At 72.8% G+C, this 14,151-nt stretch carries 8 protein-coding genes and 1 pseudogene; 3 read left to right on the top strand and 6 right to left on the bottom strand.

Annotation, left to right across the window (positions count from 1 at the left end; translation table 11 throughout):
* Positions 1 to 5,047: pseudogene (locus EEJ42_RS41580) on the bottom strand (SDR family NAD(P)-dependent oxidoreductase); the annotation flags it as partial.
* 72 nt (positions 5,048 to 5,119) lie between these two features.
* The gene (locus EEJ42_RS41575) at positions 5,120 to 6,718 is read right to left on the bottom strand and encodes an AMP-binding protein (RefSeq protein WP_123107323.1); all 1,599 of its coding nucleotides are present in this window, start codon (positions 6,716 to 6,718) and stop codon (positions 5,120 to 5,122) included.
* A gap of 248 nt (positions 6,719 to 6,966) precedes the next feature.
* On the opposite strand from EEJ42_RS41575, the gene EEJ42_RS41570 reads away from it, so the two are divergent.
* Positions 6,967 to 7,908, top strand: coding sequence for an ACP S-malonyltransferase (locus tag EEJ42_RS41570; RefSeq protein ID WP_123107322.1), 942 nt, complete (start codon positions 6,967 to 6,969; stop codon positions 7,906 to 7,908).
* 51 nt (positions 7,909 to 7,959) lie between these two features.
* On the opposite strand, the gene EEJ42_RS41565 is transcribed toward EEJ42_RS41570, so the two are convergent.
* A complete protein-coding gene (locus tag EEJ42_RS41565; protein ID WP_123107321.1) occupies positions 7,960 to 8,196 on the bottom strand; it encodes an acyl carrier protein in 237 nt (78 codons plus the stop codon).
* A 133-nt stretch (positions 8,197 to 8,329) separates the two neighbouring features.
* Here EEJ42_RS41565 and EEJ42_RS41560 point away from each other — a divergent pair, with 133 nt between their 5' ends.
* Complete coding sequence (locus tag EEJ42_RS41560; protein WP_123107320.1) at positions 8,330 to 9,847, top strand: AMP-binding protein; 1,518 nt, start codon at positions 8,330 to 8,332, stop codon at positions 9,845 to 9,847.
* A 1-nt stretch (position 9,848) separates the two neighbouring features.
* On the opposite strand, the gene EEJ42_RS41555 is transcribed toward EEJ42_RS41560, so the two are convergent.
* The gene (locus tag EEJ42_RS41555) at positions 9,849 to 10,445 is read right to left on the bottom strand and encodes a TetR/AcrR family transcriptional regulator (protein ID WP_123107319.1); all 597 of its coding nucleotides are present in this window, start codon (positions 10,443 to 10,445) and stop codon (positions 9,849 to 9,851) included.
* Between the two features lie 86 nt (positions 10,446 to 10,531).
* Here EEJ42_RS41555 and EEJ42_RS41550 point away from each other — a divergent pair, with 86 nt between their 5' ends.
* Positions 10,532 to 12,124 carry an MFS transporter gene (locus EEJ42_RS41550; protein WP_123107318.1) on the top strand — a complete coding sequence of 531 codons (1,593 nt, stop codon included), beginning with the start codon at positions 10,532 to 10,534 and terminating at the stop codon, positions 12,122 to 12,124.
* Positions 12,125 to 12,224: 100 nt separating this feature from the next.
* Here the strand turns inward: EEJ42_RS41550 and EEJ42_RS41545 are convergent, their stop codons facing one another.
* Positions 12,225 to 13,463 (bottom strand): cytochrome P450, encoded by a 1,239-nt coding sequence (locus EEJ42_RS41545; protein ID WP_246097699.1) that lies wholly within the window; start codon positions 13,461 to 13,463, stop codon positions 12,225 to 12,227.
* A gap of 124 nt (positions 13,464 to 13,587) precedes the next feature.
* The coding region (locus tag EEJ42_RS41540) for a phosphopantetheine-binding protein (RefSeq protein WP_148082203.1) at positions 13,588 to 14,151 on the bottom strand (564 nt) is incomplete at its 5' end.

Here is a 14,151-nt window from a genome sequence, read left to right as displayed (position 1 = left end):
CGCCCGGGGCGCCCGCGACCGTGGTGGCGGCGGCGCGCCGGGCGGGGGTGCGGACCAGGCCGCGCAGCATCGGCGGGATGCCGTCGGGGCGGGCCCGGAGCGCGGGGACGTCGAGGCGCAGCGGCACCAGGGCCGGTGCGCCGGAGGTGAGGGCCTGGTCGAAGAGGGCGAGGTTCTCCTCGGAGCCGAGGGCGGGCAGCCCGGACCGTGCGGCGCGGCGGAGGGTCACCTCGTCCAGGCGGGCGCCCATGCCCGCGTCGCCCGCCCACAGGTTCCACGCCAGGGACGTGGCCGGGAGGCCATGGGCGGCCCGGTGTTCGGCGAGCGCGTCGAGGAAGGCGTTGGCGGCGGCGTAGTTGCCCTGCCCGGCGGACTCCAGGGTCCCGGCCGCCGACGAGAACAGCACGAACGCGGCCAGCGGACGGTCCCGGGTCAGCTCGTGCAGATGCCACGCCCCGTCCGCCTTGCCGTGGAAGACGGTGCGGACCTGCTGGGGGGTGAGCGATCCGGCCAGCCCGTCGTCGATGACTCCGGCGGTGTGGACGACGGCCGTCAGCGGATGCTCGTCGGGAATCGCCTCCAGCAGCGCCGCCAGGGCGGCGCGGTCGGCCACATCGCACGCGGCCACGGTGGCCCGGGCGCCCAACGCTCGTAGCTCGGCGGCGAGTTCGGCCGCGCCGGGACTGTCCTGGCCGCGCCGCCCGGTGAGCAGCAGGTGCTTCACCCCGTACCGGCGGACGAGGTGGCGGGCGACGAGGCCGCCCAGCCCTCCGGTGCCGCCGGTGATCAGCACCGTGCCCTCCAGGTCCCAGGCGACGGGGCACGGGGCGTCGGGCAGGGGCGTGCGCACCAGGCGCGGTACGAGCAACGTGCCGCCGCGCAGGGCGAGTTGGGGTTCGCCGGAGGCCAGGGCGGCGCGTATCTCGCGTTCGGGTACGTCGCGGTCGGTGCCGACGAGGACGAACCGCCCGGGGTTCTCGGCCTGGGCGGAGCGCACCAGTGCCCACAGGGGCGCGAGCGTCAGGTCGCCCGGCGCCTCGCGGGTGACGATCGCCAGCCGGGTGTCGTCGCGCAGCGCGTCCTCGATGAGCTTCAGGGCGTACAGCGTGGCTTCCCGGGCGGCCTCGGCGGGGGCGCCGGGGAAGGTGGCGGGCACGTGCGCCAGGTGGAATTCCCCGGCCGCGGCGTCCGGCTCCGGCGGGGCCTGGACCTCGGTCCATTCGACGCGCAGCAGCGCGCCGTCCCGCGCCGCGGACAGCACCCCGTTCAGCGGCACGGGCCGCTGGACGAGCGACCGGACCGTGGCCACGGGGGCGCCGGTGGTGTCGGCCAGCTCGACCGCGACCTCGTCCGCGGCGGTGCGGAGCAGGTGGACGCGTACGGCGGTGGCGCCGGCGGCGTGCAGTTCGAGGCCGAGCCAGGCGAACGGGAGCCGCACCTGGCCGTCGTCCTCCGGCCCCTCGGCGGCGTGCAGGCTGGCGTCCAGCAGCGCCGGGTGCAGCCCGAACCGGTCGGCGCCCGCTTCGTCGAGGGCGACTTCGGCGAATACCTCGTCCCCGCGGCGCCACGCGGCGCGCACGCCCTGGAACGCGGGCCCGTAGCCGTACCCCTGCGCGGCCTGGCGCTCGTAGAGGCCGTCGACGTCGATGGGCTCGGCGTCGGCCGGCGGCCACTGGGCGAACACGGCGCCGTCGGCGGCCGGGCCCCCGCCGTGTTCGGCCAGCACGCCGCTCGCGTGCCGGGTCCAGCTCTCCTCGCTGCGCGCGGGGCGCGAGTAGATCTCGACGGTACGGCGGCCCGCCGCGTCGGGGGCGCCGACGACAACCTGGACCTCCGCCGCCGCGTCCCCGGTCAGCGACAGCGGCGTCTCCAGGGTGAGTTCCTCCACCACGCCGCAGCCCGCCTCGTCCCCGGCGCGCACGGCCAGCTCGACCAGGGCGGTGCCGGGGACGAGGACGACACCGGCGATGACGTGGTCGGCCAGCCAGGGCTGCGACCGGGTGGACAGCAGGCCCGTCAGGACCAGCCCGTCGACGCCCGCGAGGCTGACCGCGGTGTCCAGCAGCGGATGCCCGATGGTGGCCGGGCCGCTCCCGGCGTCCAGCCAGTACCGCTTGCGCTGGAACGCGTAGGTGGGCAGGGCGGTCCGGCGGGCGCCGCGGCCCGCGAAGAAGCGGTCCCAGTCGACGGCGACGCCGTGGGCGTGCGCCGTACCGAGCGCGGTGACGGCCTGGCGCTCCTCGTCGTGCCCGTCGCGCAGCAGCGCGGCGAACGCGGTGTCGGGGCCGCCGTCGGCGAGGCAGTCGCGCCCCATCGCCGAGAGCACGGCGTCGGGGCCCAGCTCCAGGTAGGTGGTGACGCCGTTCGCCTCCAGCCGGTGCATGCCGTCGGCGAACCGCACGGGCTCGCGCACGTGGCGCACCCAGTAGTCGGCGTCGAACGCGGTGCCGACCTCCCCGGTCAGGGTGGACACCAGGGGGATGCGGGGCGGCGCGTACGTCAGGGTCTCGGCGACCCGGCGGAAGTCGTCCAGCATCGGGTCCATCAGCGGCGAGTGGAAGGCGTGCGAGACGCGCAGCCGCCGCGTCTTACGGCCCTGCTCGGCGAAGCGGGCGGCCACGGCCAGGACGGCGTCGGCCTCGCCGGACAGCACCACCGCGGACGGGCCGTTGACGGCGGCGAGACCCACCCGCTCGGTCAGGTACGGAACCATCTCCGCTTCTTCCGCCTGGACGGCCACCATCGCGCCGCCGACGGGCAGTTCGTCCATCAGCGTGCCGCGCGCCCCGACCAGCAGGGCCGCGTCCGCCAGCGTCATGACCCCGGCGGCGTGTGCGGCGGCGATCTCGCCGATGGAGTGTCCGGCGACGAGTCCGGGGGTGACGCCCCACGACTCCAGCAGCCGGAACAGGGCCGTCTCGACGGCGAAGAGCGCGGCCTGCGCGTACCGGGTGTGGTGGAGGAGTTCGGCCCGCGGCGAGCCGGGCTCGGCGAACAGCACCTCGCCCAGGGGTTCGTCGAGGTGGAGGTCGAGGTGGTCGGCGGCCTCCTGGAGGGCCTGTGCGAACACCGGGAAGGCCCGCACCAGTTCGCGTCCCATGCCGACGCGCTGGCTGCCCTGCCCGGTGAACAGGAACGCGGTCCGGCCCGTCGCCCGTGTCGTTCCGGTGAGCAGCCCGGGCGCGGTCGTGCCCTCGGCGAGAGCGGTCAGGGCGCGGCGCAGATGGTCGCGGTCGGTGGCGACGACGGTGGCGCGGTGGCGCAGCGCGGCGCGCGTGGTGGCGGTCGAGTACGCGAGGTCCAGCGGCGATGTCCCGTCCACGACCGTCAGGAGCCGGGTGGCCTGGGCGCGCAGGGCGTCCTCTCCCTGAGCGGACAGGACGACGGGGACGGGCCGGTCGGCCACGGGGGGCCCGGGGGTGTCCTGGGCGAGTGTCGGTGGCTCTTCGATGATGACGTGGGCGTTGGTGCCGCTCGCGCCGAACGACGAGATCCCGGCCCGGCGCGGGGTGTCCCCGGCCTCCCACGGGACGGGCTCGGTGAGGAGCCGGACGGTGCCGTCCGACCAGTCGACGTGCGGGGTCGGCTCGTCCACGTGCAGGGTGCGCGGCAGCGTACGGTTCCGCATCGCCTGGACCATCTTGATGACCCCGGCGGCCCCCGCCGCGGCTCCGGTGTGCCCGATGTTGGACTTCACCGACCCCAGCCACAGCGGGTGGTCGGGTGAGCGTCCGCCGCCGTAGGCGGCGACCAGGGCCTGGCCTTCGATGGGGTCGCCGAGGGTGGTGCCGGTGCCGTGTGCCTCGACGGCGTCGACCTCGTCGGGTGCGAGGCCCGCGTCGGCGAGCGCCTGGCGGATGACGCGCTGCTGGGCGAGGCCGTTGGGTGCGGCGAGGCCGTTGCTCGCGCCGTCCTGGTTGATGGCGGTGCCGCGGATCACGGCCAGCACCGGGTGCCCGTCGCGCAGCGCGTCCGTGAGCCGGGCCAGGACGAACACGCCCGCGCCCTCGGCGAAGGAGGTGCCGTCCGCGCCCGCGCCGAACGCCTTGATGCGTCCGTCCGGGGCCAGCCCGCGCTGACGGCTGAACGTGGTGAACGTTCCGGGGCTGGAGATGACGGTGACGCCGCCCGCCAGCGCCAGCCCGCACTCCCCGCGCTGGAGGGAGCGTACGGCCAGGTGGAGGGCGGTGAGCGAGCCCGAGCAGGCGGTGTCGACGGTGAGCGTGGGCCCTTCGAGGCCGAGCGTGTAGGCCACGCGGCCGGACACGACGCTGGGCAGGCTGCCGCCCAGCACATAGCCGTCGAGACCATCCGGGGCCTCGTGGGTACGGGGCCCGTACTCGTGCGGCTCCACGCCGATGAACACGCCCGACGCGGTGCCGCGCAGCCGCCCCGGGTCGATGCCCGCGCGCTCCAGCGCCTCCCAGGAGGTCTCCAGCAGCAGCCGCTGCTGGGGGTCCATGGCGAGCGCCTCTTTGGGGTTGATCTGGAAGAAGTCCGCGTCGAAGTCGGCGGCGTCCGGCAGGAATCCACCGCGCCGCACATAGCTGGTGCCGGTGACGGACGGGTCCGGGTCGTAGAGCCGGTCGAGGTCCCAGCCGCGGTCGGCAGGGAAGTCGGTGAGCACGTGGGTGCCGTCGGCCAGGATCCGCCACAGGTCCTCGGGCGAGGTCACCCCGCCGGGGTAGCGGCAGCCGATGCCGACGATGGCGATGGGCTCGTCGGACACCGCGGGCGCGGCGGGTGCCGCGGGCTCGTGGTGGTGTTCCGGCTCGGTGGTGCCGTGCACCACGGCCACCAGGTGGCGGGCGAGGGCGGCGGGCGTCGGGTGGTCGAAGCCGATGGTGACGGGCAGTTCCACCCCCAGTTCGGCGGTGAGCCGCCGGTGCAGCTGGACCAGGCCGAGCGAGTCCAGGCCCTCCGCCAGGAACGGGCGGTCGGCCGCCACGTCGGTGGGCCCGTCCCCGTAGGCGTCGGGGTCGGCGGCCCGCAGCACGGCAGCGGCCTGCGCCAGCACCAGTTCCAGCATCGCGGCCTGTGACTGCTCGGTCATGTGCATACTCCGCAACGAAGAAGAGGCAGGAAGGCGATCGGGACGATCAGGGGCGGTCAGGGACGGTCAGGTCGCCGCGAGGGCGGTCAGGGCGGCCCGGTCGACCTTGCCGTTGACGGTCAGCGGGAACTCGTCCACCACGTGCACGCCCTGCGGGATCATGTAGGCGGGCAGGGCGGCGCGGCAGAACGCGACCACCTCCTTGGCGTCCGGCGCGGGGCCGCCGGTCGCGCGGGTGACGAACGCGTGCAGCGCCGGGTCGCCGTCCGCGCGCGGCACGAGCATCGCGACCGCGCCGGTGACGCCGGTGAACTGGCCGATGCGGCGCTCCACCTCGCCCAGTTCGACGCGGTTGCCGCGGATCTGCACCTGGGAGTCGGCGCGCCCGTGGAAGTACAGCTCGCCGTCGACCCCCATGGTGGCCAGGTCGCCGGTCTTGAACACCCGCTGCCCCGACCTGGGGTCGAGCGGGTCGGGGACGACGACGGCGCGAGTGGCCTCCGGGTCGTTCCAGTACCCGGAGAACAGCGACGGGCTGCGCAGATAGATCTCGCCGAGCACGCCGGGCTCGTCCACGGGACGGCCGTCGGGCCCGATGAGCATCATCTCCGCGCCCGCCACCGCGTAGCCGATCGACAGGCGTTCGGTGCCGGGCGGCAGCGGGTTGGGCACTTCGGTGATGGACGCGGCCATGGTCTCGGTGGCGCCGTAGCCGTTGGTGAAGCGCACCTTCGGCAACAGCTCCTGGAGGGCGCGCAACTCCTCCAGGGGGAAGTCCTCCCCGGAGAACGCGATGCGCCGCAGTACGCCCTGCTCGCCCAGTTCGGCCAGCAGGTCCGGCTCGTGGCGCAGCACCGGACGCCACGCCGAGGGGACGGCGTCGACCTGGGTGGTCCCGGTGTCGCGCAGGAACGACAGGAAGCGGCGCGGCCAGTTGAGCCGGTCGCGCGGTACGGGCACCAGCGCGGCGCCGTGGCTGAGGGCGAACCCGATGTCGAACAGCGCGAAGTCGAACTGGAGCGGCGCGGTGCCCGCCACCCGGTCCTCGGACGTGATCAGCTCGGCGGCCTCCGCGCCGCGCAGGAACGCGATGACACCGCGGTGGCTCATGACCACGCCCTTGGGCCGGCCCGTCGTGCCCGAGGTGAAGGTGATGTACGCGGTGTCGAGGGGCGTGACCGCGCGACGGCGGCGGACGCGCGGCGCGGGCGGCCGCTCCACGGTGAGTCCGTCCGCGCCGAACCGGGCGGTGCCGACCGTCTCGGGGATGCCGGTGCGCTGTCCGCGCGCGGACTGGAGGTACAGCGCGGGCTCGGCGCTGTCGATGATCGTCAGGAGCCGTTCGTCCGGGGTCTCGGGGCTGACCGGGGTGAACGGCAGCCCCAGCGTGGCGCAGGCGAGCAGGGTGGCGATGGCGTCCGCGTCGGTGTCGGACTCCAGGATGACGCGGTCGCCGACGTCGAGGCCGAGCGCGTCGAGCGCCTCGGCGCAGCGGTCGGTGCGGTGCTGGAGTTCGCCGTACGTGACCGTCTCCAGACCGCCGTCCGCCGCGGCCTGGATCACGGCGGGCCGGTCGGGGTCCTTCCGGGCAGCGGCCAGCAGATAGGTCCGCAGGTTGTCCACCGATGCGTGCGCCCGGGCTGGACGCGCTCCATTCGGGCTCATGCGCCACCCTTCCGATTCGGGCCTTCTCAGCAAATGCCAGGCTGTTTCTAACAGGGTGCTTTTACGGCCCACAAGAACTCTCGCCCACCCACCCCTGAACTAGGGGGCGTTAGGGGTTATGCCGGTACCGGGGGCCAACAAGACTGGCCGGAAACAATAAGATCGAACTACCCGAGAACGCATGAGATCGAACTTCCGGGCTTTCAGAATGCACACGCGACGAGCGTGACAAAAGGGAGAGCGAGAATATGTCGGCGATTGTCTTTCCTGGAATCGGCCCGACGCGGTTCGCCGACTCGGCGCGGTTCCTGGCGGTCCATCCGGTGGCGCGCCGGCTCGTCGCCGAGGCGGACCGGGCCCTGGGCTATTCGCTGATCGACCGGTACCGGGAGGCCGAGGCCCGCGGCGACCAGGGCGCGTTCCCCGAACCGGCCCGGGTCGCCTTCCTGGTCTCCTGTCTGGCGCTGGCCGAATGGACGGTCGCCGAGCACGGGGTGACGCCGGTGGCGTGCGCCGGGGCCAGCTTCGGCGGCACGGCGGCGGCGGTGTTCGCCGGGGCGCTGCCGTTCGCCGAGGCCGTGGCGATGACCGCGGAGCAGGGCCGCCTGGTGGACGCGTACTTCGCGCGGGAGCACCGCGACCTCGTCGCCCAGTCGTTCGCCCGCGTCCCGCCCGACCAGCTGGCCGAGATCCGCGCCGAGCTGGACGCCCGCGGCGAGTGGAACGAGGTGGCCTGCCACGTCGACCGCGACTTCCACATGCTGTCGGTGCGCGAGGAGATGGTGGACTGGCTTCAGCGGCGGCTCAAGGCGGTGGGCGGCCTGCCGCTGTACGTCATGCGGCCGCCGATGCACTCGGCCGTGTTCGGCGCGCTGCGGGAGCAGATCGAGGCGGAGGTCGCCGCGGCCGTCCCGTTCCGCGACCCCGAGATCCCCGTGGTGTCCGACCACGACGGGTCGCTGGTGCGGACGGGCGCGGGGGTGCGGACACTGCTGCTGGACGCGGTGACCCGCACGGTGCGCTGGCCGTCCGTCGTCGGCACCCTCAAGGAGCTGGGCGCCCGGCGGGTGCACGTCACCGGGCAGGACGGACTGTGGGGCCGGGTGGACGTCATGACCGAGGCGTTCGAGGTGGTGGCGGTGCGGCCGGAGACGGCCATGCGACCGCGCCGACGCAGCGCGATCGCATAAGCGGACGGAACAGCGCGGCAACGGACAGGGCGGCAGCGGACGGAAGGCGGGTCAGCGCATGGCCGCCAGGGCTTTCCACAGCGTCTCGGGGGTGGCGAAGTTGTCGTCGTTGAGCGCGTCGTCGACGAAACGGACGCCGTACATGTCCTCCAGCGACGACAGCAGCGAGACCATTCCCATGGAATCGAGGCCGAAGTCACGCAGGCTCAGGTCCGCGGTGAGTTCATCCCCCGATTCCAGCAAAGGAAGGTGTTTGCGGAGCAGTTCCCCGAAAGACTCGTCCCACATGCGCGCTCCCCTGTTTTTCCCGGCCCTTACCGAATAGTCGACTGCCGAATAGTCGGCGTCGCGGCCAACCTAAGCCCTGCGTCCCGCGGGCCGTCACCCCTATCCACCCCTTTTCTCTTCCCGGAGGAAGGAAATGATCGAGACACCGGTCCCCGGACACGGTCTGCACGAACGGTTTCTGCGCGGTCTGGCGCTGTCGCCCGGCCGCGCCGCGATCCGCGTGGACGACGAGATCCTGACGTACGAGGCGATGCACGAACTGGCGCTGCGCCGGGCGGGGGCGCTGCGCACCCTGGCCCCCGAGGGGCCGCACACCGTCGCCGTCCTGGCGGACAAGAGCCTGACCGCGTACGTGGGGATCCTGGCGGCGCTGTACTCGGGCGCCACCATCGTGCCGCTCAACCCGAGGTTCCCCGCCGAGCGCACCCGTCGCATGCTCACCGCGGCGGGCGTCTCGACGGTCATCGCCGATCCCACCGGCCGGGCCGCGCTCGCCGAAACCGAACTGGACGACCTGCCCGTCCTGGACGAGGCCGCCACCGCTCCCCCGCTGGACGCGCCGGTGGCCGTCCGGCCGTCCGACATCGCGTACGTCCTGTTCACCTCGGGATCGACGGGCCGCCCCAAGGGCGTGCCCATGACCCACGGCGCCAACGACCACTACTTCACCCTGCTGGACCGGCGCTACGACTTCGGGCCCGGCGACGTGTTCTGCCAGAACGTGGGCCTCAACTTCGACTGCGCGATGTTCGAGCTGTTCTGCGCCTGGGGCCGCGGCGCCCCGGTGCACGCGATTCCGCCCGCGGCGCACCGGGACTTGCCGGGGTTCCTCGCCGAGCGGAGGATGACCGTGTGGTTCTCCACCCCGAGCGGCACGTCGTTCATCCGGCGGATGGGCGGGCTGGCGCCCGGGGCCATGCCCACGCTGCGGTGGAGCTTCTTCGCGGGCGAGGCGCTGTTGTGCGACGACGCCGCCGCCTGGCAGGCCGCCGCGCCGAACTCGCGGATCGAGAACCTCTACGGCCCGACCGAGCTGACCGTCACCATCACCGGCCACCGCTGGTCACCGGACACCTCACCGAGCCGGGCGGTGAACGGCGTCGTCCCGATCGGCGCGGTGCACCCCGGCCATGACCATCTGCTGCTCGACGGGGACACCGAGTCCGCGGTCGAGGGCGAACTGTGTATCACCGGGCCGCAGATGACCCCCGGCTACCTGGACCCCGAGGACAACGAGGGCCGGTTCCTGGAGCGCGACGGCCGCCGCTGGTACCGGACGGGCGACCGGGTGCGGCGGCTGGACGACGGCGAGCTGGTGTACCTCGGCCGCCTGGACACCCAGGTGCAGATCCAGGGCTTCCGGGTGGAACTGGCCGAGGTGGACCATGTCGTACGGCGGTGTTTGGGCGTCCAGAACGCCGCCACCGTGACCCGCCCGGCGCCGGGCGGCGGACTGGAACTCGTCCTCTACTACACGGGCGATCGCGTGCACCCGGTGGCGCTGCGCCGCGAGCTGTCCGCGCATCTGCCCGAGCCGATGGTGCCCAAGGTGTTCCGGCACGTGGCGGAGTTCCCGCTGAACGCCAACCACAAGGTCGACCGGGGGCTGCTGGCCCGCAAGGCGGCCGCGCTGCCGGACGGCAGGTCGTAAGTCAGACGGCCATCCCCGACCCGAAGCGGCGGGCGTCCTCCACGACCGTCCGCAGCGCCTCGGCGAGCGACGCGCCCGTCGAGGCGTGCTCGGGGTCGATCACCCACTGCATCATCACGCCGCTGAGCAGCGCGTGGTAGAACTGCCCGACCGCGGCCCGGGTGTGCGGTGGCAACTCCTCGCCACCCAGGAGGAGTTCGACCAGGCCCTTCTGGGCCTGCTGCTGCGCGTCGACGATGAAGCTGCGGACCTCGGGCACGTGCTCGATCTGGGAGATCGCCTCGAACTGGGCGGCCCACACCGGGCGGTGGCGCTCGAACAGCTCGATCACGCGCGTCCAGGCCCGCTCGAACCGCCCGATCGGATCGTCGGGCAGGTCCCCCACATCGGCCACGGCCCGCTTCAGCTCCTGGGCCCACTCCTCGAGCGCCTCCATGATCGCGGCGTTGAGCAGGGCTTCCTTGGTGCCGTAGTGGTAGCCGATCGAGGCCAGGTTGGTGCCGGACGCCTCGACGATGTCCCGCGCGGTGGTACGGGCGTACCCCTTCTCGTACAGGCAGTGCTTCGCCCCGACCAGCAGGTCCTCTCGGTGTCCCATGCGGAGGAGTCTAATCGCACCGCCCTGAGATCTGTCTTAGACAAGCGTCCTAGACTAATCACTTACACAAATCTATAGTCCCGGCCATGAGTAAGCCCACGAGTGAGCCCTTGACCCCCCAACGAGCAAGCCGGAAGGACTGGATCGGCCTCGCCGTCCTCGTCATCCCGGTCCTTCTGATGTCGATGGACATGACCGTCCTGTACTTCGCGCTGCCGTTCCTCAGCGCGTCCCTGGAACCGAGCGCCACGCAGCAGTTATGGATCGTGGACATCTACGCGTTCATGCTCGCCGGGCTGCTCATCACCATGGGCACCCTCGGCGACCACATCGGCCGCCGGCTGCTGCTCATGCTCGGCGCCGTGGTGTTCGGCGTCTCGTCCCTGGCCGCCGCCTACGCGGGCAGCGCCGAACTCCTCATCGCCGCACGGGCCGTCCTGGGCATCGCCGGGGCCGTGCTCGCGCCGTCCACGCTCGCGCTGATCCGCAACATGTTCCACGATCCCACCGAGCGCCGTACCGCGATCGCGATCTGGACGGCGGGCCTCTCCGGCGGCGCCGCGCTGGGCCCGATCGTGTCGGGGCTCCTGCTGGAGAAGTTCTGGTGGGGCTCGGTGTTCCTGATCAACATCCCGGTCATGGCCGTGATCCTGCTGCTGGGCCCGCTGCTGCTGCCGGAGTACCGCGCCCCGCGGCCCGGCCGCTTCGACCTGCTCGGCGCCGCGCTGTCGCTGGGCACCGTGCTCCCCGTCATCTACGGCATCAAGGAACTCGCCGACGACGGCTTCGCCTGGAAGTACGCGGCCATCACGGCCGCCGGTGTCGTCGTCGGCGTGCTGTTCTTCCTCCGCCAGCGCTCGGCCGCCAACCCGCTGATCGACCTGAGCCTGTTCCGCGACCGGGGGTTCAGCGCGTCCATCGGGGTCAACCTGGTGGCCCTGTTCGCGATGGTCGGCTTCCTGCTGTTCTCCACCCAGTGGATCCAACTGGTCTACGGGCTGAGCCCGTTGAAGGCGGGATTGTGGACCCTGCCCGCGCCGCTGGCGGTGGCGGTGACGACCTCGGTGGCCGCCGTGCTGGCCAAGTCGATCCGCCCCGGCTACATCATCGGCGTCGGCATGGTCATCGCCACGGCCGGATTCGCCGTCATGACGCAGTTGCGCGCCGATTCGAGCCTGGCCGTCGCGGTGGTCGGCGCGACGATCATCTCGGGCGGGGTGGGCATGGCGATCCCCCTGACCGCCGACCTGATCGTCTCCGCGGCGCCACCGGAGCGCGTGGGCGCGGCCTCGGCGCTGCCGGAGACCAGCAACCAGCTCGGCGGGGCGCTCGGTGTGGCGATCCTGGGCAGCATCGGCTCCGCCATCTACACCCGCGACGTGTCCGACGCGACGTCAGGGCTTCCGCACGAGGCCGCCGACGCCGCCGAGGGCTCGCTCGGTGGCGCCGCGGAGGTGGCCAAGCATCTGCCCGACCGCGCGAGCGAACCTCTCCTCCAGGTCGCCGGGGAGGCGTTCACCCGCGGCATGAACATCAGCGCCGTGGTCGCCGGGGCCGTCATGCTGGTGGGCGCCGCGGGCGCCGCATGGCTCATGCGCCACGTCGCGACCCCCGCCGCCGCTCCGGCGACGGCCGCCCCCGCGAAGGCCGAGCCCACGCCCGCCTCCAGCCCGGAGTGAGGGCCGCTGCCTCTCTGCCACGTTCACGGAAAAGGGTCCCCGCGCGATGGTCGCGCGGGGACCCTTTTCGCACGGGTCGTTCAGCTTGCGCCGGGGCCGTTCAGCGGCCGAGGGTTACGGGCAGGGTGGTGTAGCCGGTGAGGCCCATGACGGCGCGGCGCTCGGGGGTGCCGGACAGCTCGATCTTCGGGAAGGTGTCGATCAGCTTCGGAAAGAGTTCGGCGCCCTCGATGCGGGCGAGGCTGCCGCCGAAGCAGTAGTGGGCTCCGGCGCTGAAGCTCAGGTGGGGGCCGTTGTCGCGGGTCAGGTCCAGGCGGTGCGGGTCGGGGAACCGGGCCGGGTCGCGGTTGGCGGCGGCGAGCAGGGTCAGGACGAGAACCCCCTCGGGTATCTCGGCGCCGCCGATGGTGACGGGCCGGGTGGTGACCCGGCTCGCCGCGGTGGTGTGGGTGGTGTGGCGCAGTAATTCCTCCACGGCCGAAGGCGTGATGCTCTTGTCCGCGCGCCAGCGGTTCAGCTCGTCGGGGTGGTCGAGGAGCGCGAGCACCCCGGTCGCGACGAGGTTGGTGGTGGCGGCGAAGCCCGCGGTGAACAGGAACAGGATGAGCGCCATCAGCTCGTCCTCGTCCAGCCGGCCGTTGGTGGCCTCCTGGACGAGCGAGGACATCAGGTCGTCGCGCGGGGCGGCGCGGCGATCCTTGATCACCTCGCGGAAGTACCCGGCCAGCTCCTCGGCCGAGGCGTCGGCACGGGTCAGGTCTTCCTCGGTGTAGAGGCCGGAGAAGACGTGTGACCAGTCGTCGGCCAGCTTCCAGAGGTGTTTGCCGTCCTCGTACGGAAGGCCGAGCATGTCGCTGATGACCGCGACCGGGAAGGGCACGGCCAGCAGGTCCACGAGGTCGACCACCTCGCCGCCGTCGGACCGCTCGATGAGTCCGTCGATGAGTCCGGCCGTCAGCCGCTCCACCGCGGGCTGCATCTTCTTGATCTTGTTGGGGGTGAAGACGCGGGCGGCCAGGCCGCGGATACGGCCGTGGTCGGGCTGGTTGAGGGTGACCATCGAATTCAGGTACATGCGCAGGGAGAGATGGTCGGCCCAGTCCTCGCGCATCTGGGTGGCGGCGCGGGCGCCGCTCTGCACATCGGGCAGCCGCAGGAACTCGGTGACCTCCTCGTACCCGGACATCACCCACACGCCGAGCGAGGCGGCGTTGTGGACCCGATTCACCGACTGAAGCGTCTCGTAGAGGGGGAAGGGGTCGGCGGGAAAGGGCGGCGAGATCAGCGCGATCAGCGCTTCGTCGGCCTGTTGGGCCGTCGGGGTCGTTTCGGTGGTCATGTGGGGCGTTCTCCTCAGTGTGGTGCTTCGGTGTGGTGCCTTTGTGTCGTGCCTCGGTGTGGTGCCTGGGTGTGGTGTCTCGGTTTGGTGCCTCGGTGTGGTCGTGATCCGGTCCGGCGCGTGGTTACGGCGCGGACCTCGTGTCCAGCTCGTCGTCCAGGACGTCGAACAGTTCGTCGGCCGAGAGCGAGGCGAGATCGGTCTCCTCGCCGCCGCCCCCGTCCGGCCGGTGGGTCTCCAGCCACCCGGCCGTCAGGGCGCGCAGCCGGTCGGCCACGCGGTCGTAGTCCTCCGCGTCCGGTGTGGCCGACGCCAACGCCGCCTCCAGCCGGGCCAGTTCGGCTTCCAGCGGGGATGCGGTGGGTTCCTGGTCCGCGCCCAGCTGTTCGCGCAGCTCGTCGGCGACCGCGGCGGGCGTCGGATGGTCGAACACCAGGGTCGCGGGCAGCTTCAGACCGGTCGCCGCGCGCAGGCCGTTGCGCAGCTCCACGGCGGTGAGCGAGTCGAAGCCCAGGTCCTTGAACGCCCGGTCGGACCGGATGGCGTCGGCCCCGTCGTGCCCGAGCACCGCCGCCACCTGCGTCCGCACCAGGTCCAGCAGCAGGCCGTCGCGTTCGGCGTCGTCGGCCAGCGCCGCCAGCCTGCGCCGGAGCCCCGCGCCGCCGTCTCCGCCGCCCGCCGCGCCCGG

The sequence above is a fragment of the Streptomyces botrytidirepellens genome (assembly GCF_003721215.1).
GTDB classification, from domain to species: Bacteria; Actinomycetota; Actinomycetes; order Streptomycetales; family Streptomycetaceae; genus Streptomyces; species Streptomyces himastatinicus.
Note: the sequence above shows the minus strand (reverse complement) of the source record. Positions and strands in the feature narration are given on the sequence as shown.